Source organism: uncultured Imperialibacter sp. (genome assembly GCF_963974565.1).
GTDB lineage: Bacteria > Bacteroidota > Bacteroidia > Cytophagales > Cyclobacteriaceae > Imperialibacter > Imperialibacter roseus.
The window spans coordinates 207723-232251 of the sequence record NZ_CAXBCJ010000007.1 but is presented as its reverse complement, the minus strand read 5'-3'; the positions used below and the strand labels follow the sequence as shown (position 1 = coordinate 232251).

The window sequence follows — 24529 nt, the reverse complement described above, 5'->3', positions numbered from 1 at the left end:
GTTATCTTAGTTGCAAATAAAAAGAACAGTATGTCCACTAATTATCATGGCGTCTAAAATGAAGCATCTGTATTTGGCAGGCAAATTGGTCTTAACAATCTTGTCTCTGAGCTCTGCTACTGGCTGTGCTCAAAACGATTCTTTCAAAGTCATCTCCTTCTTCACCGCCAAAAACGACCAGGCCCATATCAGCTTTGTGGGTGAGGCCCATCCGTGGTTCAAAGAACAGGCAGCTAAGCACCGTTTCTCTTACGACTCCACCAGCAACTGGAGCAATCTTAACAACGACTTCCTGGCCAACTACGACCTCGTGATTTTCCTCGATACCCGGCCGGAAGCGCCTGAGCAAAGGGCAGCGCTAGAAAAGTACATGAAAAACGGCGGGGCATGGATGGGGTTTCATTTTGCTGGGTTTGCTCTTACTCCTTCCGATTTTAATCAGGACTGGGATTGGTACCACGAAGAGTTTTTGGGTGCCGGTCAATACAGAAGCAATACCTGGCGACCAACCTCGGCCGTTCTTCGCAGCGAAGCACCCGACCATCCCGCTCTGAAAAACTTGCCGGATACTTTCAAAACGTCACCAAGCGAATGGTACCGGTGGGAAAATGACCTGACTAAAAACCCTGACATCGATATTTTGCTATCTGTCGACTCATCAAGCTTTCCGCTCGGCACAGGACCCAAGCAGCACGAGATTTGGCACAGTGGCTACTACCCCATCGTGTGGACCAACACCAGGTACCGCATGATCTATTTCAATTTTGGCCACAACGATATCGATTATGAGGGCGGCACCAACAAGACACTTTCGGCTACTTTTCATAATCCGCTCCAGGATCAGCTTGTGATCAACGCCCTGCTTTGGCTGGGTAATAGGAAGTAAGCCACCTGCGTAATTCCCAATTTGGCATTGCCGAGTTTCTCTTATCTTGGGCTCCAATTGAAAACCCAAACTCTGCATTGCATCGATATGAGAAAATTGTTACTACTTCTACTTTGTCTGGCATTTACCCAAACATGGGCACAAGTGCAAAGCCCGAAAGAATTTCTCGGCTACGAACTTGGCGAAAGATTTACCCGCCACCACCGGGTGGTGGAATATTACCAGCACGTGGCAGCCAATTCTTCTAAGGTTGTCCTCAAGGAATACGGGCGCACCTTCGAAGATCGCCCACTGGTTTATGCCATCGCTACCAGCGAGGCCAACCATCAAAACATTGAAACTATCCGAACCGACAACCTGAAACGGGCCGGTTTGCAAAGTGGTAGCCCATCTACCAATATTCCTATCATCTGGCTCAGCTACAACGTGCATGGCAACGAGTCCGTTTCCATGGAAGCCAGCATGGCCACTATTTACGAGCTGGTCACCAACAAAGCTTCCTGGCTCGAAGAGGGTGTAGTGATCATGGATCCATGCATCAACCCAGACGGAAGAGATCGCTATGCCAACTATTACAATCAGTATGGCAACAAGGATTACAATCCCGACCCTCAAAGCAAAGAGCACAACGAAGTGTGGCCCGGCGGCAGAGCCAACCACTACCTGTTCGACCTGAACCGGGACTGGGCATGGCAGACTCAGATTGAGTCGCAGAAGCGAATCGCAGTTTATAACCAATGGATGCCGCAAATCCATGTCGATTTTCATGAGCAGGGTGTCAACAGCCCGTACTACATGGCACCTGCGGCCAAGCCTTATCATGAGCTGATCACCAAATGGCAATATGATTTTCAGGTAACGATTGGTAAAAACAATGCCAAGTACTTTGATCAAAATGGTTGGCTGTACTTTACCAAGGAGCGCTTTGATTTGCTTTATCCATCTTATGGCGACACCTACCCTGTGTACAACGGGGCCATTGGCATGACATACGAACAAGGCGGCGGCGGACGTGGTGGTTTAGGCGTACTTACAGCCGAAGGAGATACTTTAACACTGAAAGACAGAATTGCCCATCACCATAGCAATGGCGTTTCAACAGTGGAGGTTACCATTGCTAACAAGGCGCAGGTACTTCAGGAGTACCAGAAGTTCTTCAACAACAACGTCAACTCCTTCCCTGGCAAATACAAAGGGTTCGTGATCAAGGGAGATAACAACCCTGACAAACTATCCGCTCTTGCCAATTGGCTGGATGCTATGGGCATTGTCTACGGAACGGGTGCAGCAGGCAAGCCGTTGAAAGGCTTTAACTATCAGACTCAGGCAACCGAATCTTTCAACCTGAATTCCAGCGACCTGGTCATTAGCAACTATCAGCCGAGAGGCGTTTTGGCCAGCATTCTGTTTGAGCCAAGCACCTATGTGGAAGATTCTAACACCTACGACATCACTGCGTGGGGTGTTCCCTATGCCAAAGGCTTAAAAGCGTATGCTGTCACCGAGAAAATCATGCCTGGAACTGGCAAGTACAGCGCTCCGTCAGCTGAGGTAACTTCAGCCGATAAAGCTTACGCTTATATTGCCCGCTGGCAAACACTGGAAGATGCGAAGTTTTTAGCCCAGCTGCTGAAAAACAAAGCGAATGTTCGCTATGCTGAAAGCCCCTTTTCCATTGGCGGTAAAAATTACGAAAGAGGCACACTTATCATCACCCGTCGGGGAAATGAGCAGCACGCTTCCCGTTTTGACGCATTGGTCAAAGGCCTGGCCAAAGAATATGGTCGTTCATTGGATGCTACCACCACTGGCTTCGTAGACAGCGGCAAAGATTTCGGCAGCGGCGATGTTCACTACATCGATGCGCCTAAAGTAGCAGTGCTGGCTGGCAATGGTGTTTCCTCTTTGGCTTTTGGCGAAACCTGGCATTTCTTCGAGCGTCAGCTCGACTATCCGATCAGCGTATTAGACACTGATGACTTCGGACGTTTTGACTTATCTGGCTACGACGTGATCATTATCCAAAACGGCAGATACAACGGGCTGGGCGACGGCTCTATGAAAATGATTGACAGTTGGGTGCGTGATGGCGGAAGACTAATTCTGGTACAAGGCGCACTCAACAGTTTTGTTGATCGTGATGGCTATGGCTTGAAAAAATATGCCGACGACGATGAGAAAGCAGCGATGAAGAAGCTTCAGGAAAAATGGGACGAAGCGGATGCCAGCTTAAAGTATGCCGACCGTGAGAGAAACGACATTCAGGGGATTATCCCAGGCGCTATTTACAAAGTAAGCCTCGACAATACCCATCCACTGGCTTATGGCTACGGCAACTCGTATTTTAGTTTGAAAACAGCTGAAAGCAGGTTTGGCAAATTGTCGGGAGCCTGGAACGTAGCCTATATCCCGACGGGGGCTAAACCTGTAAGTGGTTTTGCTGGCAACAGGGTACAAAAGGAATTGGAGAACTCACTGGTTTTTGGCGTTGATCGTATGGGCGGCGGCCAGGTCATCTACATGTCCGACAATCCTTTGTTTCGTGCATTTTGGGACAACGGAAAGTTGCTGTTTGCCAATGCTGTTTTCTTTGTAGGTCAATAAGTGATTATCAACTAACCAATATGATATGAAAAAGCTATTGTTTATTGGATTTCTGGGGCTTATGACTGCCTGCTCGCCGGGTACTTCCAACACAAAAGAAGGAGCCGACACACTGAAAGCTCAGGTAAGTGCTCCTTCGGATTACGATCCGGAAGCAAAACTAAAAGAGCTCGGCATCGAGTTATCAACTCCTTCGGCGCCGGTAGCCAACTATGTGAATGCCGTCCGTACGGGCAATTTGGTTTTCCTTGCCGGCAAGGGCCCATCGAAAGCTGATGGTAGCTACGTCACCGGGAAAGTGGGCGTTGATTTAACTATCGAACAAGGCTACGAGGCTGGAAGGCTTACTGCCATTAGCCAGCTTTCGGTATTGAAAGCAGAGCTTGGCGACTTAAGAAAAGTAAAACGTATTGTAAAAGTGTTGGGAATGGTGAACTGTGCACCAGACTTTACCGATCAGCCCAAAGTAGTTAATGGCTACTCTGATCTGATGGTGGCCGTGTTTGGAGAGAGAGGCAAACATGCCCGTGCCGCAGTTGGCATGGGGTCGTTGCCTAACAACATAGCAATCGAAGTAGAAATGATCGTCGAGGTGGAGTAAAAACATCTCTGGTAAAGAAAATGGAAACCCGGTGCTATTGCTTCGGGTTTTCTTTTTTTATCATGCTTGAGGTAGCAGCATCAACACCATTCGCCGATTTTTGCATGCCGATAGGACCTGGCGAAAATTTATTCTTCCAAAGGAGGGCGTTTTTGCAACCGATAACGAAAGGCGACGTCTATAGGACTGGGCAAATGATGTAACAAGTTAAGAACAATTACGTGGGGAGTATCTGCCTTCCTGGTCAACAGGTTGGTGATCGGAAGTGGTGCTTGCCAATTTTATCTCAATACACTCAACTTTATGAACATCATCGGAAATTTGCTCTGGATTATTTTTGGGGGAGGCATCTTCCTGTTTTTCGGCTACGTAATCGGAGGCATTGCCCTTTGTCTTACCATCGTCGGCATCCCATTTGGCTTTCAATGCTTTAAAATCGGCATACTTGCCCTCAGTCCTTTCGGGCAAAAAGTGGTGACTACCGAAAGTAACTCCGGCTGCCTGGCCGTAATCATGAATGTAATTTGGCTTCTCACCGGAGGTCTGTGCGTGGCAGTTACTCACCTGGTGTTTGGGCTGCTAATGTTCGTTACCATTATTGGCATTCCCTTTGCCACCCAACACATGAAATTAGCTTCGCTGGCCTTGACGCCATTTGGGAAAGACCTCCGGTAAATTTCCGGATTTTGAATCAAGCTAGTTGCGCATCTTTCGCAGGCCCGTTGAGTTGATGATCTTGATATTGCTGCCTTTGATTTCGATGAGCTTTTCATCTTTGAAATCAGAGAGGGTTCTGATCACGGACTCCGGAGCAGTGCCAACAATATTGGCGAGATCCTCCCGGGGAATATTCATATTGAATTCCTCTCCTTCGTTCTTTTCTTTGAACTTATCTTCCAACATCACCAAAGCCTCAGCTACTCTTTTTCTGACCGAGTTGTAGGCAAGCTTCAGGATTCTTTCCTCCATCTCCACCAAGTTGTTGGAAATCATTTTGATGAACCTGATGGAAACATCCCGGTTGCTGTTCAGTAGTTTGTAGAAGTCTTGCTTTGGGATAAGGCAAATTTCGGAATCCTCCATGGCCATGGCCGACTCAGTGTAGTTAGAATTCTGCAAAAGATCGATGTATCCGATAAAATCACCTTCTTTAAAAAGGCCGGTGATGTATTCTTTGCCGTCGTCGTTGGTTTTGTATGTTTTAGCTTTTCCGCTGTTGACAAAAAAGAGCCCGTGTGGAAGATTGCCTTCGTAAAAGATTATTTCTTTTTTCTTAAATTTTCTGATGGTGCGGTCGGCCGACAAATGGCTCAGCTCATTTAATGCCTTTGCGTCATTCATAAAATCCGCAATGCCATCCACATCATTGGAATACTCCTTTCTGGCAATCTGGTTTTTGCGAAGCCGCAGTTCTATGATATCCAGCAACTCCACATCATCAAAAGGCTTGGTCAGATAGTCGTCGGCACCCATACTCATCCCTTTCCTAAAATCCTCTTTTTCAGATTTAGCGGTAAGAAATATAAAAGGGATGCCGGCCGTCTCAGGTAATTTTCCTAAAACACGAAGCACACCATAACCATCCAGCTCAGGCATCATGATATCACAAATGATCAGATGTGGTAATTCCTTCTTGGCCTTTTCGATTCCCTCCTTACCATTGGCTGCTGTTATCACCTCATAATTGGAGAGCTCAAGAATCTCTGCGGTATTTTCCCGCATTTCCATATTGTCCTCAATAAGCAATATTTTAGTCATAGCTAGGTTGTGTTATCGGTATCGCCACCCTGAATTCGGTGCCTTTGTTTTCTTCACTGCTAAATTCAATATGTCCGTTCATTAGTTCAATATATTTCTTGACAATATTGAGCCCCAGGCCTGTTCCCTGTATATTGATGGCATTGTTGGCCCTGAAAAACCTGTCGAAAAGATGTTGCTGATCCTTCTTCGGTATGCCAATTCCCTTATCTTTAACCGTGATTTTCAGGAGCCCATTCTCTCTACCCAAACCTAGGTGAATTTTTTGCCTTTCTCCAGAATATTTCGACGCATTGTTGAGCAAATTGATCAAGATATTCTTAGTCATTTGCTCATCAACGTAGATTTCTCCAAATGTACCTTCCGCTATACTCAGCAGTATCTCCTGGTCTTCCTTTAAAGTAGGGCTTATCTGAGAAACCACCTCACTAATCATTTGTTCCAAATCAAATGATACAGGGTTAAAGGTCGTTTTCCCTTCCTCCAATTTCCCCAAAGACAAAAAGTCGTTAAGAATATAGGTCAGATTATTTACAGAAGATTTGATACGATGGACGTGTTTGTCTATTTTTTCCTTTTGATCCGAATCTGAAATATAACGGCCTATCAGAGACACTGAAGAAAGGATAGTGCTTAGTGGGGTTCTGAATTCGTGAGACGCTGTTGTGACAAACCTGCTCTTGAGTTCATTGAGCTCCTTTTCCTGATTCAATGCTCGGAGTACTTCCTTCTCTGCTTTTTTCCTTTCTGTAATGTTTTTACAAACAATCAATAGGTTCTGTATTTTCTCTTCGTCATCGAACAAAGGGACGGCATTGATCTGGTACTCCCTTTCGCCGTTGGCTACCGTCACTTCCATATTCAATGGCACACCTTTAAGTACCTTTTTCAAATTTTTAATGAAGGCTTCTTTTTGGTCTATAAAAGTCATCGAACTGGCATACGACCCTATCCATTCCTGCTTATTCCTCATTTCAGGCTCTTCGGCTTTCCCATCTACAAGGAGGAACCTTAAATCCTTATCTAACACACACAGCATTCCATCTGGAAAATTACTGGCTATGGCGCTGTATATTTTCTGGCTTTCTCTTAGAGCCTTTTCAGCCTGCTTTCGTTCGTCTACTTCTTTTTGAAGTGATTCATTGGAATAGGAAAGTCTTTCATTCGCTCTCGCCAAATCACGAGTCCTTTCCATCACTCTTCTTTCCAATTGCTGGTTCAGCTCCTTTATTTCGTTCAGGTTGAGAACGTGCTGAATGCCGTATCTTATCGAGCGTTCCAGCTGATCTGGATTAATCGAGCCTTTGACCATGTAATCGACAGCCCCAAGCCTTCTGGCCTCCTCGTCTATTTGCAGGTCACCCTGTCCTGTAAGTAAAATGAACGGGCCCATAATTCCCCTCTCCAAAGAATAGCTAATGAGGTCAAGACCGCTTTCAGCACCAAGCCTGAAGTCGACCAAATAGGCTTCGTGCTCATTTTGAAGAATTTTCACTTTTGCCTTTTCAAAATCAGGCTCCCACGCCAAAGTGTATGCCCCGGACGGAAAATCGGCTATGATGTCCCTGGTGATTAGAAAGTCTTCCTCATCATCGTCTATCAGAAGTATACTTATCGATGACCGATGCTGATAATTAGTCATGGTTTGCGGGAAGTTCTACGATTTCAAACCAGTAGTGGCACAATGTATTCATAATCTCAACCAGCGCCTTGAACGTAACCGGCTTAGTGATGAAAGAATTCACCCCCAAGTCGTATGTCTGCATGATGTCTTCGTCTGCCTTAGAAGTGGACAGTACTACAACGGGGAGAGATTTAAGCAGCTTACTCGATTTTATTTCTTTCAAGGCCTCCCGGCCATCTTTCTTGGGCATGTTGAGATCCAAAATGACAAGTCCGGGAGTTGGAAACTTTTCTTTGTCGTTATACGGGGGGCGGTTAAAAAGGTAATCCATCAACTGGACGCCATTTTCAACAAACTCTACCCGGCTAACCAAACCGTTTTCATCAATTGCTTCTTTAGCCAGCAGCCTGTCCTCCGGGTCATCTTCGGCAATCAGGATAAGTATTGTATTGTTTTTTGAAGTTTTAGTTCTCATGTCTGGTTTGCCTTTTTGATAGAGTTAGAATAAACGTAGCACCTACTCCTGGTGTGCCTATTGCTACGATGTCTCCGCCATGTCGGTTAGCCACTCGCTTGCAAATGGCCAAGCCTATTCCGGAGCCTTCGAATTTTTGACCCTCCAGCCGTTGAAAAATATGAAAAATTCGATCCGCATATTTTTGATCAAAGCCCGTTCCGTTGTCCTGGAAGGTGACTTCAACAGTCTCGTCGCCGGGAGTAGCCGTCAGGTGAGCCTGCTCCTGAACCGCCCTGGCCGAGATCTTTATTCTTGGTTTTTCACCATCTTTCACAAACTTGATGGCGTTTGAAATCAAGTTTTGAAAAACCTGTGCCAATTGAGTATAGTCTCCGTCTATAGTGGGCAAGTCGGAAGCCTCTACTCTAGTTTCTGTTTGCTCTATAAGCAGCTCAAGGTCGGTGAGCACTTCTGCCAAAACCTGATTCAAATCAACCTGTACAAATTCTCGGGTCTTTGATGAAATTCTCGAGAAAGACAATAGATCATTAATAAGCCGCTGCATTCGGCCGGCGGCGTTCAGCATTCGAGCCAAATAGTCTTGCCCTTGCTCCGACAAGTTCGGAGCTTCTTTATGAAGAAGTCTGTCTCCAAATGCCTGTATTTTTCTTAAGGGCTCCTGTAAATCGTGCGACGATACATAAGCAAAATCTTGTAGCTCCCTATTACTTCTCTCAAGCTCGGCGGCATATCTCCGCAGTTTTTCCCTTGATAGCTTCAGCTCCGTGATATCGTGAATGATACCTGTGAAAATCGTTTTTCCTTCAAATTGAATTTCCGTAACACTTAAGTAAAGAGGAAATTTAGATCCATCTTTCCTCTTTCCGCTTACCTCTCTACCTATCCCAATTATTTTTTTTACACCCGTCGTCCGGTAGTTTTCCAGGTAAGTGTCGTGTCGGCTTCTGTCAGGCTCAGGCATTAACATTTTAATATTCTGACCAAGTACTTCCACTGGTTCATAGCCAAACAGCCGGGCCGCTGCTGGGTTCATTGACTCAACAATTCCCTTTTCGTCAATTGTGATTATTCCATCAATGGCATGATCAAAAATGGCGCTAAGCCTGGCCTCTGATTCTCCGGTGGAATAGTTTTTCATGGATTAAATATTATCAAAAAAGTGCTGTTTAATAGAGTCCGCTATAAGAGTGTCCACATTTACAAATCAGTAACAACATCAATATGGATTGTAAATATTTTCTTCTTTATCGGAAGAAGGTTTCCTCAATAACTATATGCTGGATGTCTTTTCTGCTCCTATTTTGTAAAGATAAAATGAATTTTGTAACCGTCTTATACAAGTTCGATCTCTTGAGGCGATAAATGAAAAAGCATTGGCAAATGCCAATGCTTTAATTCTTTCTCTCAAAGAGTCTTTGATGATCAGTTAAGTAACTCGAAAATACCAGCTACGCCCTGTCCACCGCCTACACAGGCGGTGACCATGCCATATTTTTTCTTCTGCCTTCTCAATTCATTGAAAATCTGAACCGACAGTTTGGCTCCTGTGCAACCGAGCGGATGACCAAGCGCTACTGCACCACCATTCACATTTAATTTCGACATGTCGAAATCCAGGTTCTTGGCAACAGCCAATGCCTGAGCTGCAAAAGCCTCATTCAATTCAATCAAGTCAATGTCTGCCATTTTCAGGCCGGCTTGTTTCAACGCCTTTGGCACTGCGGCTACCGGCCCTATCCCCATTATTCTTGGTTCCACGCCAGCTGCCGTATAGGCCAGCATTCTGGCAATGGGCTTCAGGTTATATTCCTGCACCATTTTCTCTGACATCACCATCACAAAAGCTGCGCCATCAGAAGTTTGTGAAGAGTTACCCGCAGTTACCTTTCCGCCCATTCTGAAAACAGGCTTTAGTTTTGCAAGCACTTCGAGACTCGTATCTTCTCTTGGGCCCTCGTCGGTATCTACCACAAAGTCTCTCGTCTTTTTCTTACCGTCCTTGTCCACATACGTTTCGTGAACATTGATCGGAACAATCTCATCTTTGAATTTTCCGTCCTTTATTGCCTTGATGGCTTTTTGATGAGAGTGATAAGAAAATTCGTCGGCGTCTTCCCGGCTGATGTTGTAGTCTTTTGATACTTCCTCGGCCGTTAAGCCCATGCTGATATAATAGTCAGGGTTTTCGTGCGCTATTTTCCAGTTGAGTGCGGTTTTATATCCCATCATAGGCACCATCGACATTGATTCGGTACCCCCTGCAATAATACACTCTGCAGTTCCGGCGTGAATTCTTGCCGCTGCAATGCTTATCGCCTCCAGGCCTGAGCCACAATACCGATTCACTATCAAGCCGGGCACTTCCATCGGCAAAGCCAGCAATGAAATCATTCTACCCATTTGCATGCCTTGTTCAGCTTCGGGCACAGCGTTTCCCACGATAAGGTCGTCTACCCTTTTGGCATCAAAGCCCGGAACCGAAGCAACCAGGTGTTTGATGACATCTGCTGCCAGGTCGTCGGGGCGGGTAAAGCGAAAGCCCCCTTTTTTCGACTTTCCAACTGCCGTTCTGTAGCCGGCCACTATATATGCATTCATAATTGTAGTCTTTTTGTGGTTAACAAAATTTAGTTCCTCAACGGCTTGCCTTTGAACAAAATGCTGTGAATTCTTTCCACAGTTTTTGGCTCACCCGTCAGGCTGAGGAATGCCTCCCTTTCCAAATCAAGCAGGTATTGCTCCGACACTTCCGTCGGCGATGAAAGATCACCCCCACTCATGATGTAGCCAAGCTTTCTTGCAATCAGGGCATCGTGCTCCGAAATATATTTTCCATACAGCATACCAGTTATGCCAGCTTCGAACAAAGCCAGTGACGATTGACCATGTACTTTGATGTCCCTTCGCTCCAAAGGCTGAGTATAGCCAGCTTCCGATAGTTCGATGGCTTTCCTTTTTGCGTCAGCCAAAAGGCGAGCTCTGTTCAGCGTGATTTCGTCAGACGGTTTGATATAACCCAATGCCTTGCCTTCGTGTGCCGAGGTGGCCACTTTGGCTGTAGCGATGGTCATAAAATATTCCTGCAAATGATTGAGCTCCGGATCACCGGGAGCATAAGAGTCACTGGCCCTCAGTGTCATTTCTTTTGTGCCGCCGCCCGCAGGAATCAAACCTACGCCAAATTCCACAAGGCCTATATACGTTTCGGCGTGTGCCTGAATAGCGTCACAATGAAGTGAAAGCTCGCAGCCTCCACCCAGCGCCATGCCCGAAGGGGCTGAAATTACTGGCACAGATGAAAAGCGAGCTTTCATCATCGTAGTTTGGAACTGGCGAATCATCAAATCGATTTCGTCAAACTCCTGATCGGAAGCATACATGAATAGCATAGCCAGGTTAGCACCCGCTGAAAAGTTGGCACCCTCATTACCTATAACCAAGCCTCGATAGTTCTCCTCCGCTTTTGCAATAGCGAGATTGATTCCCTCAATTACTTCCTGACCGAGAGAATTCATTTTTGTATGGAACTCAAGATCCAGAATACCATCACCGATGTCATAAAGTGTTGCGCCAGCATTTGACCAAACCACTTTGTTTTCTTTAAAAGCATCAAGGATAATAAGCCCTTCTTTTCCGGGAATTGGTTTGTACGACTTTGTAGGGATGTCGTAGTAAAGCTTCTGACCTTTTTCGAATTTGTAGAAGGATGTATTGCCTGTAGCCAGCATTTCATGTACCCATGGCGACACTTCCATTCCTGCTGCCTTCATCTTTTCGGCAGTCGCTTTTACCCCTACCAAATCCCACGTCTCAAAAGGACCAAGCTCCCAGGCAAAACCAGCGCAGACAGCCTGATCGATTTTATAAAGCTCATCGGCAATTTCCGGAATTCTCATTGAGCAATACCTGAACACATCGTAGAATGTCGCCCGATAAAACTCACCAGCTTTGTCCGTTGCATTGATCAGTTTTGGCAGGCGCTCTTTTACACTTTCAATATCTTTTACTTCTTCAAGCGATTTAAAGGAAGCCTTGGTTCTTGACCCATATTCAAATGTCTTCAGGTTCAACTCGAGAATTTCCTTCTCGCCTTTTTCGTTTACTGTCTTTTTGAAGAAGCCTTGTTTTGTTTTGTCGCCCCACCATTTTTTATTGTAAAGCTCCTCTACAATTTTCGGTAGTTTGAATGTGTCCTTCGACTCGTCTTTTGGCAAGCCCTGCAACAAATTTCTTGATACATTAACTGTGGTGTCGAGCCCTACCACATCCATGGTTCGGAAGGTGGCCGATTTTGCCCGGCCGATAATCGGTCCGGTCATTCTATCAACCTCACCGACAGTCAGTCCCATTTTTTCCACCACATGCATGCCCGACATCAAAGAGTAGACCCCTATCCGGTTGGCAATGAACGCAGGCGTGTCCTTACATAGCACAGTTTCTTTACCGAGGTACAAATCGCCATAGTGCATAAGGAAGTCCACCACCTTTTGGTCTGTAGCCGGAGTAGGAATGATTTCCAGCAATCTCAAATAACGAGGCGGATTGAAAAAGTGTGTTCCGGCAAAATGCTTCCTGAAATCCTCGCTTCTTCCTTCAGCCATTAGGTGGATTGGAATACCCGACGTGTTGGAAGTAACCAAGGTGCCTGGTTTGCGGAATTTCTCTACCTGATCATAGACCTTTTTCTTGATATCCAGGTTTTCAACCACAACCTCCATCACCCAATCACACTCCGCAATGGATTTCATGTCGTCATCAAAATTGCCTGTCTTTACCAGGCTTGCCTTTTTGGCGTCAAAAAGCGGAGCTGGCTTTGAAAAAATTGCTGTTTGAAGGGCGGCGCTTACAATTCGGTTACGAACAAGTGGGTGCTCCATTGTTAAGCCTTTCTTTTTCTCATCGTCCGAAAGCTCTTTCGGAACAATGTCTAAAAGCAAAACCTGAACACCAATGTTCGCAAAGTGACATGCTATTCTTGAGCCCATTACACCGGAGCCAAGAACTGCCACCTTTTTAATAACTCTGTTCATAAATTTTCTCTTCGTTAATGTAAGTATGGATCAGTTGTTTATCCTCTATGAGTTGATTGATTTGTGTGATGACGTCAAAGAATACTTTGAGCTTTTCAGGCTCAACCTGGTCGATCACCATTTCGTTGAATGCGATAACTACCCGTTTTGAGAGCGTCTTCTGATACTTTCCCTTTTCAGTTAAAAATATCCGGACTGACCTGCCATCATTCGGGTCAGGCATTTTGTAGATGAGCTTCCGCTCTTCCATATTTTTGAGCATTCTCGTCAGGCTTCTTGCTTCCAACCCCATCAAAGGAGCTATTTTGGTGGCGGGGGTGCCCTCTTCGCTTTCTATATTGAGCAACACAAATCCAATCGATGTTGTAATACCATCATTTTGGCCGGCCTGGTTGTACATCCTGGCAATGCTATGCCAGGCCACTTTAATATTATAGTCAATAGTTTCTTCTCTCTTCATTCTAAAGGGATAACGGGAGTATATCAAATATAGCAAAATTTGTTATGCATGCATACTATTTCTTGCCTGGCATTTGATCAATGCAGAAAAGTGTATTTATTGATTGAGGTCGCCCCGGAGCTCCCGGAATCTTTTGCGAGCCTCGGCGGTGTAGATACTTCCGGGGTAGGTTGTAAGAAGTGCTTGAAAAGCTTCCATGGCGAGTTGCTTATTCCCCAACTGCTTGTCGATAATTTTACCTTTTAGAAACAAGGCATCATCGCCAAGTATATCCGTAGGGTAGCTGGTGAGTATCTTGTCAAGGAGGGCAATCGCTACTTCCGCATGGCCTAACTCCTGGTTAATTTGTGCCATTTTGTACCAAACCTCATCGGTAATTCTGTGGTTGGGAAATTGGCTAAGCAACGAGTCAAAACCTTGAAGAGCCTCAAGTTTCTTGTTTTGGAAAAGCAGCAAATCAACTGCAGCGAATTTCTTCATCGCCAGCTCGGTGGTGTCCATCAGTGTATTGTCCTGAATCAGCAGACTAAGTGCCATTGCATCATTAGATATTTCCCGTGAGGTGGCCAATTTCAAAATATCGAGATGGGCTTTGGCAAGTTCAAAGTCGCCATTGTAATAATTGAGCTTTGCATTCTTGAGTTTTGCCTCATAGCCAATCAGGCTTTCCTTGCTGTCTTTTTCCACCTGCGAATAAAGTAATGTCGATTCCCAGGGTTCTCCTATCAGCAGATAGATGTCTCCAAGATCTAGTTTGCAGCTGGAAACCAATTGCGGCTGAGCCCTCGGAAAATTGATAATGTCTTTTAGCGTAGAAATTGCCTGATCCTTTTCATCAAGATAAAAAGCATATAACAAAGCCTTGCTTCGGAGCGCTTCCAGGGTGTTGCTGTTCAAACCCGAATCTTTGATAAGATTATCGTAATCGGCGATCAAAGTTCTGATGGCGGTGGTGTCAACCGGATAAGTGTTTTTAACTTTTCCTTCCCTGGCCTTTATCAGCATCCTTCTTGCTAACACATAATTGGAAGACGATGGATATGTTTGAATAATCCATGAAAAAATATCTTCGGCATCTTCGAACGCTCCATTGTCAATTGCTATGATACCAATTTCCAGTACCCTCGAGCCCTCACCTCTCTCCCGGCGGTCAATGGCTCTGGCTTGCGTAAATGCACCAAAAAAATTTTTCTGCTGAAGTTCTGCCCAAATAAGTAATTCGCCATAGATAATATCATTGGGACTTTTCTGCACCTTTTGGATAAGGATCGTTTCAAGAGCCTCTAAGTCTTCGGGCTCCGTGAGCAGGTTCTGCAGAATATTCCTGACGTAGTTAATATTATTGGGATTTTGAATGGCGAAGTTGAGATACTCCTCCATCATTTGCTCCCTATTATTGAGAAGACGGTAGATATTCGCCAACTCGATAGCGTATGCATACTGGTTACCGGATGATTGTCTTCCTGCCAGATAAGTTTTAAGGGCATATTCTCTGAGCTGCTTGGAGATAAAAGTTTGCGCAGTTATTCGGAGCTTGTAGTTGTCTCCCTTTATGCCTGCTATTACCGACTCAAATTGGCTATTGGCCTTATCGGCTTTTCCTGCCGCCTGATACACCATGCCCAGGTCTATCTTATAAATTAAATTGCCATCGTCTCGCTTAATTTGTTTCTCTACGTAATCCTCTGCTTCCTTGTAGTTCTCCAGGTTGATGAGAAGCGCCAGATAATTATTGTGAACAAAGGGGATGTTTCTGGAATCCTTTACCAGGTCTTTATAAAGATCGAGCGCCTTGTCAACATCGCCCTGCCCCAAATATTCGTTCGCCAGGTCAATTTTAGCGTTGTCCTGCCCACGCAATAGAACTGGCGCAACCAGGATGAGAATTGCTACTATTATCAGTCGTTTACTCATTTATCCACATTTTCTGTTTTGTAATATATATAACTAAATTTTTAAAAGATTAATTGAAGAGTATTATTAAGTCTGTGGATTTGTGGATAAGAAAATTAGCATAAGTCGATTGTTGATCAAATTGGAGTTTCAAACAACATGTTAACATTGAAACGCAAGCGATAGTGCAAAGGAGGGAGATTGTTGATAGATGGGGAGTTAGTGATGTGAGTATCTTTTTTGACTTAAGTTGTTGGTAAGAGGTAAGTGTAATGTGCACAAATCAGCTTAACTGAAATTGTGTCGGATCGGTTCTGTTAGATTGAATCGAGTTGTGGAGAACTTGGGCAGTTAAGCACAGGCTTAGCTAAGTTTTCCACTAAAAGTTGATCTCAACATTTTCAAGTGTCCAGTTTTCTCTAACGTTAAAGAATTCGGGATATATGTACACGCTTTCGGGTTCTATTCGCTTTAGGCTGTTTCCGGTAGACCACACGCCGTCGTTGTTATCATCAACTAGGATCCTGAAGGTATAGTCTCCGGGTGGGATGTTTTTGAACTCGAAAGTAGACGTTCCTGGTTGTGAGGAAACTACTTTGTACTTGTTGGTGACTAGCTGAAGTGTATAGTTTGTGTAGTCTGTTGAAATAGTTCCTCTCACTATCCCCCGCTCTTCGCTGTTTATGAATTTTAGTGGGATGTTTTCAGTGTAGGAAGTGTCTCCGTCTACAGAAAAGAAGGTTCCCTTTGGAAGTTTGACTCGGGTATAGTTGTGTTCGACTTTGTCTAATAGTTTTTTGATTCTACTGTATCGTTTAAAGTCGAGCGAAGATGTGTCTGATTGCAATGAGTCAGTTAATTGTTGGTATCGGAGTTTTTCATTGGCAACTATCTTTTTGTCGATTTGAGTGTTGATAGTAACTCTTGTTTTGTGGTTGTTCCAAATGATGGTGTCGATCTTGACTGGATGTTGAACAAGTGTATCTATGGAAACTCTCATGGAGTCGGCGATGTAGTTTTTTGCTACTGGTTTTGTAAACGATAATGTAAATGTCGTTTTCTCGAGTATTTGCTCGTCTTTGGTAGGGATGGTGGTAAATGTAAACGGTGGAATGCTTCGCTTGCTTGATGTGAATTTTAGGTAAGTGGTATCAATGGTTTGGTTGTAGGTGCTGTCTATGGAGGTGATTGCGATTTGCAGGCTATCCTTTTTCGGATTAGAGACAGGATAGAAAACAATACCTCTCCCATCTGGTGTTAGGTTCGCTTCAATTGTCCAATTGGGAAGCTTCAAAGAATCCAGGATTTGAACGCTAAAATCTTTGAGGGGTTTGTTATAGCGGCTTTCGAAATATATGCCCGACGTGCGGGAGGTTAGTTGTGCCAGTGGGCGTACGTCGTTGCGTGTGATAGGTATGGTTAGAGAGTCGATGTTGTATGTAAGTGCTAAAGTGTCGGCGATGAATCCATGGGGCTCGTCGTTGGGCTCGCACAAATTGTTTTTGTTCTTGTCCTGGAAGGCGTAGAGTCTGTAGTTCCCGTTTTTAAGGTTTTCTATTGAGTAGGTACCATCTTCAGCAGTTTTTGTAAAATAGAGAGGGCGCTTGTTAAATATATCAGTCGTGTCGTTGGCTTGGTAGAGGGCTACTGTGGCTTCTTTGATTGGCTCGTGGGTGAGCAGGTCGATAATGCTACCTGCTATGGATAGAGAGTCGATGTAGGTAGTGGTACTAAATGCCAGTATGATGTTTTCAGCATCGTTGTTTTCCGTGATGTCGGAGATTGTACTATTGAAGTTCAAGGTATAGGTGGTGCTGTCAGCAAATGGATTTTCGAAGTCGAGGGTGATGCTGGTTTTTTTGATGACGACATCAAATTTGTTCTGATCATCTGGCGTAATTATCAGCTTGGTCTTGATTTGGTCTTCTTTAATGAATTCGTCAAACACCAATGTTATTTTTTGATCTTTGAAGTTAAGTGATTTGTTGATCGGGTAAGATTCAAGAAGCGTGGGGGGAATTGTATCCTTTGCTCCGCCCGTTACAGGCTGTTGGCTTGCGCAGGACGTGTAAAGGATAAAGGCATAGCAGGCAAGAAAGGCGGAAAGAAGTATATTTTTCATTTCTTTTGGAAAATGTATATCATACTGCTGTATTGTGAGGTTCTTGAACCGTAAATATTTGATTTACAACCATTTATAATGGATTTTAATATTTTGTTGCCGTTGTTGAGATGTGTTTCTGATAACAGACTAATATAAAATGAATCAAGATACAGCGGAGCTTTTTGTAGGAAGGAAAGCCGGTTTGATTTCAATAACATTTTGATGTTTTCATCGTCGAAATGAAAAAGGTGGCGTGGCACATCGTATGCGGCCCAATTCTCTTTATAATGTTGGGCATCCCAGCTCTTGGTGTTTGGAACAGCGATTACGACATGGCCGTCTTTATTCAACAGTTTCTTGAGTTGTTTTATTGTGGTGTTGAGGTCGTGCACATGTTCAAGCACGTGCCACAATGTAATGACGTCAAATTTGGCGGCTGACTCTTTAGCCTCACTTAATGTTTGGTAAACCAGCATCTCCTTACTTCTTGCTTTCGATAACCCAACATCAGAGGGCTCAATGCCTGTTACCTCGTACTTGTTCGATTGCATGTACTGCATAAACTGCCCAACACCACAGCCGTAGTCCATTAGTCTGCTGCCTGGTTTCGCTAGTCTTTTGACCAACCGAAACTTGTACCACAGTGTATAGCGCTGGGCGAGCGAATACAGTCTGCTCATCAAGCTGCCGTCGCTGTTATGCGACAGGTAGCTGCTTGAGTCATAGAACTGGGAAATAGTTTCTTTGCTGGGCCTTGGGTTGGTGATTAGCAGGCCACAGGATGAGCAAATAGAAATGGCAAAGCTTTGTTGAGAAACAAGATAATCTTTGCAGATCAGGCTGTTTCTTAGATCGGTGTTTGTGCAAATGGGGCACTCCTCTATTCGTTCGTACATGTCCAATTACCTCCCCATGTATACCATTAGTATTGAGATATCTGCTGGGTTAACGCCGCTTATTCTGGAGGCTTGCCCTAATGTGTGTGGTTTGATTTTGAGTAGTTTTTCTCGTGCCTCCGAAGATAGCGCTGTTATTTTATAGTAGTCAAAGAGCGGATCTATCCTGTGGTTTTCCAAAAGGTGAACTTTGTCGGCTAGCTCTTTCTCTTTCACGATATAGGTTTCGTATTTGATTTCTATCTCGCTCTGTTCAATAGCGTCTTTCATATAAGGCTGTAGTGCATCAGCGGTTTTAGGATGCAGTTTGAGCAGTTCGGCAAGATCGACTTGTGGCCGTTTCAAAAGTGTATAGGCGGATGTTTTCTCTCTAATGCCTGCGGTGCCTATGGCATCGAGTCCATCGTTGATTTCTTCGGGAGTATATTTGAGTTGTTTTAAAACGGTGTGTATTTGATTGCTTTGGTTGATTTTGTTTTTCGTTGCTGTTAGACGGTGGTCGGAGGCCAAACCAATGGCATGGCCTTTCTCGGTTAGTCTTATGTCGGCGTTGTCTTGTCTCAGAAGTATGCGAAACTCAGCCCGGGAAGTAAACATCCTGTAAGGTTCTTCAGTGCCTTTGTTAATAAGGTCGTCAATCAGCACACCAATATATGCTTCAGATCTTGTCAGGATCAGTGGTTCTTTCTCGCTGTTTTTTAGGTGGGCGTTAATGCCTGCCATCAGTCCCTGCGATGCCGCCTCTTCATAGCCGGTAGTACCATTTATTTGACCAGCAAAGTACAGATGCTGAATGAGTTTGGTTTCTAAGGTGTGATTGAGTTGCGTGGGTGGGAAGTAGTCGTACTCGATCGCATAGCCTGGCCTGAACATCCTGGCATTCTCAAAGCCCGGTATTTTCCTTAGTGCTTTTATCTGGACGTCTTCTGGTAGCGAGGTAGAAAAGCCATTGACATATACCTCCACGGTGTCCCATCCTTCGGGCTCAACAAATATCTGGTGCCGGTCTCGCTCCGAAAAGCGGTTGATCTTGTCTTCTATTGAAGGACAATAACGTGGGCCTATTCCTTTAATTCGCCCAGCAAACATTGGGGACTTTTCGAAACCAGTCTCCAGGATAGTATGCACTTCAGGGTTTGTGTAGGTGATATAGCAGCTTGCTTGAGTTGCTAAGGGAGTGGTTTCTTCACTGTAGGAAAATTTGCCAGGCTCGGCATCTCCCTTTTGTTCCTCCATGGCGTCGTAGTTGAGGCTTCGTCCATCAACCCGCGGGGGTGTGCCAGTTTTCATTCTGCCTGACTCAAAGCCAAGACTTTGCAGCTGCTCAGTTATTCCTTTGGCAGCATGCTCACCGGTGCGGCCCCCGCCAAACTTCTGTTCTCCAATATGGATGACGCCATTAAGAAAGGTGCCGTTAGTGAGGACAACTGCGCTTGACTCGATCTCTATTCCTAAACTTGTCTTGACACCAACGGCTTTTCCGTCTTTGACGAGCAATCCTACTACCATTTCCTGCCAAAAATCCACGTTAGGGTTGCGCTCCAATGTAAGCCTCCATTCCTCCGCAAACCTCATTCTGTCGCTTTGAGCTCGTGGGCTCCACATGGCTGGGCCTTTCGACTTGTTGAGCATCCTGAACTGGATCATGGTTTTGTCGGTGATAATCCCCGACATGCCACCCAGGGCATCTATCTCACGCACTATTTGTCCTTTGGCTACGCCACCCATCGCAGGGTTACAAGACATCTGAGCGATAGTGCCCATGTTCATTGTTACAAGCAGTACTTTGGAGCCCATTGTGGCTGCGGCATGTGCAGCTTCACATCCGGCGTGGCCCGCTCCTACTACTATTATATCGTATTTAGGAAACATATATTTTCATGTTCCACGTGGAACGTCTAGTCATTATTAGTGTTAGCAACAGAGTTGGAAGAAATAATGTTCCACGTGGAACATCATAGATCCGGGAGCAAAGATAAACAAGCATCCTCTTTTTTTCTCATAAGCTCATTGTCGGCACTTGTCTTGTCTTTGTAACCACACAAGTGAAGTATGCCATGGATCATGACTCGATGCAGTTCGGTGTCAAAAGGAAGATTTAGTTGGGTAGCGTTCTCCTTCACACGATCGACACTGATGAATATGTCACCTTCGATTAGTTCTTCCTGTTCCGAATTATCAAACGTAATGATGTCGGTAAGTGTGTCGTGATTGAGATATTGCACGTTCATATTGTGCAGGTAATCGTCGGAGCAGAATATATAGGAAATCTCTGATAGTGTTTGTTTCTCCAGGTGTATCACTTCTTTGATCCAACGACGAATCTTATTAGGAGAGGAAAGCTTAAAAGAAACGTCTTCACTAAAGAAGGTGATTTTCATTCTAGCCCAGGTAAAAGATCAGATCCACTTTCTTGCCGCCTTCATGGAACTTAACTTCGTCACACAGGTTCTTCATAAGAAAGATGCCTCTGCCACCGGGCTTCTCAAGGTTTTCAGGTGCAGTTGGATCGGGAAGGTGCTGGTAGTCGAACCCTACCCCTTCGTCCTGAACGGTGAACTGAAGGTTCTCGTTAAGTAACGACAGTTGAAGCAGTACGTTCTTGTGGGCGTTTTTTCCGTTGCCATGTAGTATGGCGTTGTTTACGGCTTCTGTCACAGCAATCATAATATTGCCATAGATATCATCTTCAAGACTGAATCGTTCTTTAGCGTTGTCGATAAAACTCTCAACGATTCGAATATTCTCAGGAAGAGAAGGAATCTCGATTTTGATATTATCCATTTTTAAGCGGGTTAATTGCTGCCAATACGTTTAAAGTACTTATTTACTTCTTTTTTGTAGTAAGGGTTCAATTTGGGAGGAACAGTTTTAAGCAACTCAATTTCCTTTTCTTTTAGCTGCTTATATTCTTCAAAAGCTGCTGGGATCTTTCTTTCAAAATCTCGTGCGGCCTCCCCTTCTCTTTCCTTACTGAGCTCTCTTTCTCTTTCAGAGTTCTCAGCTTCCAAAAGCCTTGTTACAATGTCTTCCTGCCTTTCCTGGCTAATGTTGGCTAGTCGCTTATTAACAAGATCTCTTTCGGTTTGTTCCATTTTTTTGATAGCATCTTGCAAGCCACCCGGGCCACCCTCTTTGTCGCCGCCCATCTTCTGTTGCATTGCTTCGAGCTCTCGTCTAATCATTTCCTGCTCGGCAGCAAGTTTAGCCAATTCTTCCGATAGTTGTCTGCCTGTTTTTCCGCTTTTTTTGAGATCATTAATTTTCTTGCTCAGTTCGCTCTGAAGATCGCTTAGGCCCGGCATGTTTTTCTTTTGCCCTTTTTTCCCTTTTTGCGGTGAGCCCATTGCGTCAGCCATTTGCTGTTGCATCTGCTGAAGCACATCGTCGAGTAATAGAGCCAGGTTGTTCATCGATGTCATTGAGAACTGCTGCTTGCTGATCGCCAGCGATTTGTTCCGGTCTTTAAGCGCATCCAGGCTTTGATCCATGTATTCATTGAGTGCACCCACTTCTCTTGTTACAAACGAGGCAATTTGAAAAACCCTGTTAGCCAGCGCAAGGAGACTGTCTTTAACGATAATGGCATCGTCCTTTATCTTTAATTGCTCCTGAGATAATTCGAGAAACCTCGGGTCACTTTGGTTTACCTCTTTGAAGTTGTTCATCAGATTTTCCTGGCTGAAAGAGAGCTTAACGAGGTTATCTACAATATCTCTGAGGTTATCGAGGTTTTCCTCAAGCATCTCCATCTCCATGTTGCTTTGCATTTGCTGCATCTTCTCACCCATCTTCTTCATTTGCTGAGCACTTTTCTTTTGATTGTCAGACGCCTTTTTCCTCTTCTGTTCTTCCAGGTTTAAAATAGACTCCTCCTGGTTCTTCTCCACTTCTTCTTTTTCTTCGCTGAAATCCGGCATGCTTTCTGGGTTATCGAGCTCCTGGTTGAGCTCGTTTAACTCTTCCATGTCTTTTTGAAGCTCCTGAAACTCTTCTTTGATTTCTTCCTGCTCCTTAATGAGATCTTCTTTTGAGTTCTCAGAGTTCTCAGTCTTCTCGCTTAGTTCCTCCTGCTTCTTGCTTGTTTCTTCCAAATCCTGAACTATTTCTTCAAGCTTGAAGTCAAATTTCATCTTGTTGAAAAGCTCCAGCGCCCGTTCTAGCTCTTTTTCAAGGTTTTCTTCCTTGTTTTCTATCTGGTTCATCATTTTCTGAACCTCACCAAGCTGTGACTTCTCCTCCAGCAGTTTTTTCAGCTCGTCATAGAGTTTTTTAGTTTCATCATCCAGCAGTTCGTCCATGAGCGACTGAAGCTTCTCCATTTGGTCTTTTAACTTGGGGCTGCTCTCTGAAAACCGTTCTCTACGCTCATTCAGGTCTTTGTTTTGGTTTTTTAGCTTTTCTATGTTTTCACTAAGCTCCTCTTTTTTGTCCAGCAAGTCCTGTATCAGCTTCTCATCCTGCCAGTCCATCTTTTTCTTGGTCTTCAGCCGATTCTCAATCTCCTTTATCTGATCCTGAATTTCTTTGGCCTGGTCAAGACTTTTATCAATCTGTTTTTCGGCACCCTGCGCCTCCTTCGCCAACGACTCCTTCAACTCTTTCCTTGTCGGAACCTTCATATAATACAGACCTGTCCGGGTCGATTTATGCCCGTTAACCTCGTCATTATCAGTCACCTCCACGTAGTAAGCAAGCGTTTCGCCTTCCTTGAGATTCATGCTGTCGATGCGCCACTGGTAGTAAAAACCCTGCGACGATTGCTTTTTGTCGAGAGGAAGCGGAAGCGTGCTGAACAGGGACTCTTCCCTGGCATTCTGAGTTTGGTATTTAATGGCAAGCTTGGTAAGGCCATAATCGTCGCTCACTGATCCGCCCAGCACAATGAAGCTGAAAAGAGTGGTGTCCTGGAAGATTTCTGCGTGAATTTCCGGCGCCTTGTCTTTCACCACTTCGATCCGGTACCTGATCCTGTCTTTATTTTTGCTGAATTTGTTGGCCAGCAACACCTCATAGTATTGAGGGTTAAAGAATGTTTTTTTGACGTCAAATAGTTGATTGTCAGATATTTGGGATGAAAATGGCTCGTCGTCCTTATCAAACTTCAGCCACAAACTGTCGGCTTCGGTTGTGCTGAACTGCCAGTTGATTTGGCTTCCTTCCGGCACTTCCACGTTGCCTATGTTTTCCAAAAGAACATCTTGTTTGCCGGTATAGGATGGGAAGTCAAGAAACACGTTGAAGTTTTTGAGCAGGGGCCGATTGTGTAGTGTAATCTGATATTCTGCACTTGAGTATCCTGCCGCTTCGAACTTGAAATTGGTCTTCACCAACATTTTCGGAAAGGTAAACTTAAAGAGGCCTTCGGCGTTTTCATTTAGCTTGATGCGGCGGCCGTTACTTTCCAGGTACACATTTTCCGGGATGTTATCGCCTTCAATGCTCATCTTCAATTGAAAATCTTCATTACGAAAACCATCAAGGGACTCATTCAAAAGATTGAAGGTAAACGGCGGCGGCGGGGTGAAGGTCTTGTTATATTGTATGATTCGGGCGGCACTTTCCGTAAACAGCTGGGGAACAAGCAGAAGAAATATAAGTGTGATGCCGGCGGGAATGGCTAGATACCTTAAAAAGCTAAGGTTCGCATTTATTTTTATCGCATTGACGAACTTTATTGTTGAGAGCTCATGGCTCTTTTGATCTATACTGGCTATAAGGAGGCTTTCATCCTGGTTGCTAATTTTTTGAAGCTGAAGCACATTCAGAAGTTTGTCTTTTACTTCCGGGAAAAACTGCCCGATTTGGCGGGCTGCCTCGGCGTCATCAAGGTTTTTTCCTCCTGAATAGATCTCCCACAGAGGCTTTATAATCCGGATCAGGAGTATGCCAGAGGTGAGAATGACAAAAGAAAACAACAAAAAACCCCTGATCCACGTGCCGAAGCGAAAATTGAACTCTAATACGGTAAACGTCAAGAAAAGGCAAAGGACCACAAGAAGGAAGTAGAGAACACCTTTAACCAACTTGTCGGTATAGTATTTCTTTTTGTAATCATGAAGTTGCCTCTTGATGGCGTCAATTCCTGTATTCATTTTGGCCTCCTTCTTTTCATCCATTTGCAATTCGCAAAGGGTATGATACTAGTTATAACGAATATCGTGAAAAGAATGTAGTTAAAAACGGAAAATTGTT

The 24529-nt window shown here is 44.6% G+C and carries 18 protein-coding genes; 4 read left to right on the top strand and 14 right to left on the bottom strand.

The window, feature by feature from the left end:
• The first annotated feature begins 58 nt into the window (after positions 1-58).
• The 4 genes from AAC052_RS12195 to AAC052_RS12180 all read left to right on the top strand — a co-directional run bounded on the left by AAC052_RS12195 (position 59) and on the right by AAC052_RS12180 (position 4766).
• Positions 59-886, top strand: coding sequence for a ThuA domain-containing protein (locus AAC052_RS12195; protein ID WP_339813593.1), 828 nt, complete (start codon positions 59-61; stop codon positions 884-886).
• Between the two features lie 87 nt (positions 887-973).
• Positions 974-3490, top strand: coding sequence for a M14 family zinc carboxypeptidase (locus tag AAC052_RS12190; protein ID WP_339813591.1), 2517 nt, complete (start codon positions 974-976; stop codon positions 3488-3490).
• Between the two features lie 25 nt (positions 3491-3515).
• Positions 3516-4091, top strand: a complete 576-nt coding sequence (locus tag AAC052_RS12185) for a RidA family protein (RefSeq protein WP_317488923.1) — start codon at positions 3516-3518, stop codon at positions 4089-4091.
• 303 nt (positions 4092-4394) lie between these two features.
• A complete protein-coding gene (locus AAC052_RS12180) occupies positions 4395-4766 on the top strand; it encodes a YccF domain-containing protein (protein WP_317488924.1) in 372 nt (123 codons plus the stop codon).
• A gap of 21 nt (positions 4767-4787) precedes the next feature.
• Here the strand turns inward: AAC052_RS12180 and AAC052_RS12175 are convergent, their stop codons facing one another.
• The 14 genes from AAC052_RS12175 to AAC052_RS12110 all read right to left on the bottom strand — a co-directional run bounded on the left by AAC052_RS12175 (position 4788) and on the right by AAC052_RS12110 (position 24453).
• Positions 4788-5849 (bottom strand): response regulator, encoded by a 1062-nt coding sequence (locus AAC052_RS12175; RefSeq protein ID WP_317488925.1) that lies wholly within the window; start codon positions 5847-5849, stop codon positions 4788-4790.
• Positions 5842-7491, bottom strand: coding sequence for an ATP-binding protein (locus tag AAC052_RS12170; protein ID WP_339813587.1), 1650 nt, complete (start codon positions 7489-7491; stop codon positions 5842-5844). Before AAC052_RS12170 ends, AAC052_RS12175 begins: the two co-directional genes overlap by 8 nt.
• A complete protein-coding gene (locus AAC052_RS12165) occupies positions 7484-7948 on the bottom strand; it encodes a response regulator (protein ID WP_317488927.1) in 465 nt (154 codons plus the stop codon). The genes AAC052_RS12170 and AAC052_RS12165 overlap by 8 nt, the downstream gene beginning before the upstream one ends.
• On the bottom strand, positions 7938-9089 hold the full coding sequence (locus AAC052_RS12160) for a PAS domain S-box protein (RefSeq protein WP_317488928.1): 1152 nt from the start codon (positions 9087-9089) through the stop codon (positions 7938-7940). The genes AAC052_RS12165 and AAC052_RS12160 overlap by 11 nt, the downstream gene beginning before the upstream one ends.
• 284 nt (positions 9090-9373) lie before the next feature.
• Positions 9374-10549, bottom strand: coding sequence for an acetyl-CoA C-acyltransferase (locus tag AAC052_RS12155; protein ID WP_339813583.1), 1176 nt, complete (start codon positions 10547-10549; stop codon positions 9374-9376).
• A gap of 29 nt (positions 10550-10578) precedes the next feature.
• Positions 10579-12981 (bottom strand): 3-hydroxyacyl-CoA dehydrogenase/enoyl-CoA hydratase family protein, encoded by a 2403-nt coding sequence (locus tag AAC052_RS12150; protein ID WP_339813581.1) that lies wholly within the window; start codon positions 12979-12981, stop codon positions 10579-10581.
• Positions 12965-13441 (bottom strand): MarR family transcriptional regulator, encoded by a 477-nt coding sequence (locus AAC052_RS12145; RefSeq protein WP_152001423.1) that lies wholly within the window; start codon positions 13439-13441, stop codon positions 12965-12967. Before AAC052_RS12145 ends, AAC052_RS12150 begins: the two co-directional genes overlap by 17 nt.
• Before the next feature lie 96 nt (positions 13442-13537).
• A complete protein-coding gene (locus AAC052_RS12140; RefSeq protein ID WP_152001422.1) occupies positions 13538-15355 on the bottom strand; it encodes a tetratricopeptide repeat protein in 1818 nt (605 codons plus the stop codon).
• Between the two features lie 358 nt (positions 15356-15713).
• Positions 15714-17456 carry an Ig-like domain-containing domain gene (locus AAC052_RS12135; RefSeq protein WP_339813579.1) on the bottom strand — a complete coding sequence of 581 codons (1743 nt, stop codon included), beginning with the start codon at positions 17454-17456 and terminating at the stop codon, positions 15714-15716.
• A complete protein-coding gene (locus tag AAC052_RS12130; RefSeq protein ID WP_339813577.1) occupies positions 17453-18334 on the bottom strand; it encodes a class I SAM-dependent methyltransferase in 882 nt (293 codons plus the stop codon). Before AAC052_RS12130 ends, AAC052_RS12135 begins: the two co-directional genes overlap by 4 nt.
• A 6-nt stretch (positions 18335-18340) precedes the next feature.
• Entirely contained in the window at positions 18341-20206 is a 1866-nt protein-coding gene (gene mnmG, locus AAC052_RS12125) for a tRNA uridine-5-carboxymethylaminomethyl(34) synthesis enzyme MnmG (RefSeq protein ID WP_339813575.1), read from the bottom strand.
• A gap of 83 nt (positions 20207-20289) precedes the next feature.
• Complete coding sequence (gene ybeY / locus AAC052_RS12120; RefSeq protein WP_339813573.1) at positions 20290-20715, bottom strand: rRNA maturation RNase YbeY; 426 nt, start codon at positions 20713-20715, stop codon at positions 20290-20292.
• A 1-nt stretch (position 20716) separates the two neighbouring features.
• A complete protein-coding gene (locus AAC052_RS12115; RefSeq protein WP_339813571.1) occupies positions 20717-21118 on the bottom strand; it encodes an ATP-binding protein in 402 nt (133 codons plus the stop codon).
• Between the two features lie 11 nt (positions 21119-21129).
• Positions 21130-24453, bottom strand: a complete 3324-nt coding sequence (locus AAC052_RS12110) for a DUF4175 family protein (protein WP_339813569.1) — start codon at positions 24451-24453, stop codon at positions 21130-21132.
• Between the last annotated feature and the right edge of the window lie 76 nt (positions 24454-24529).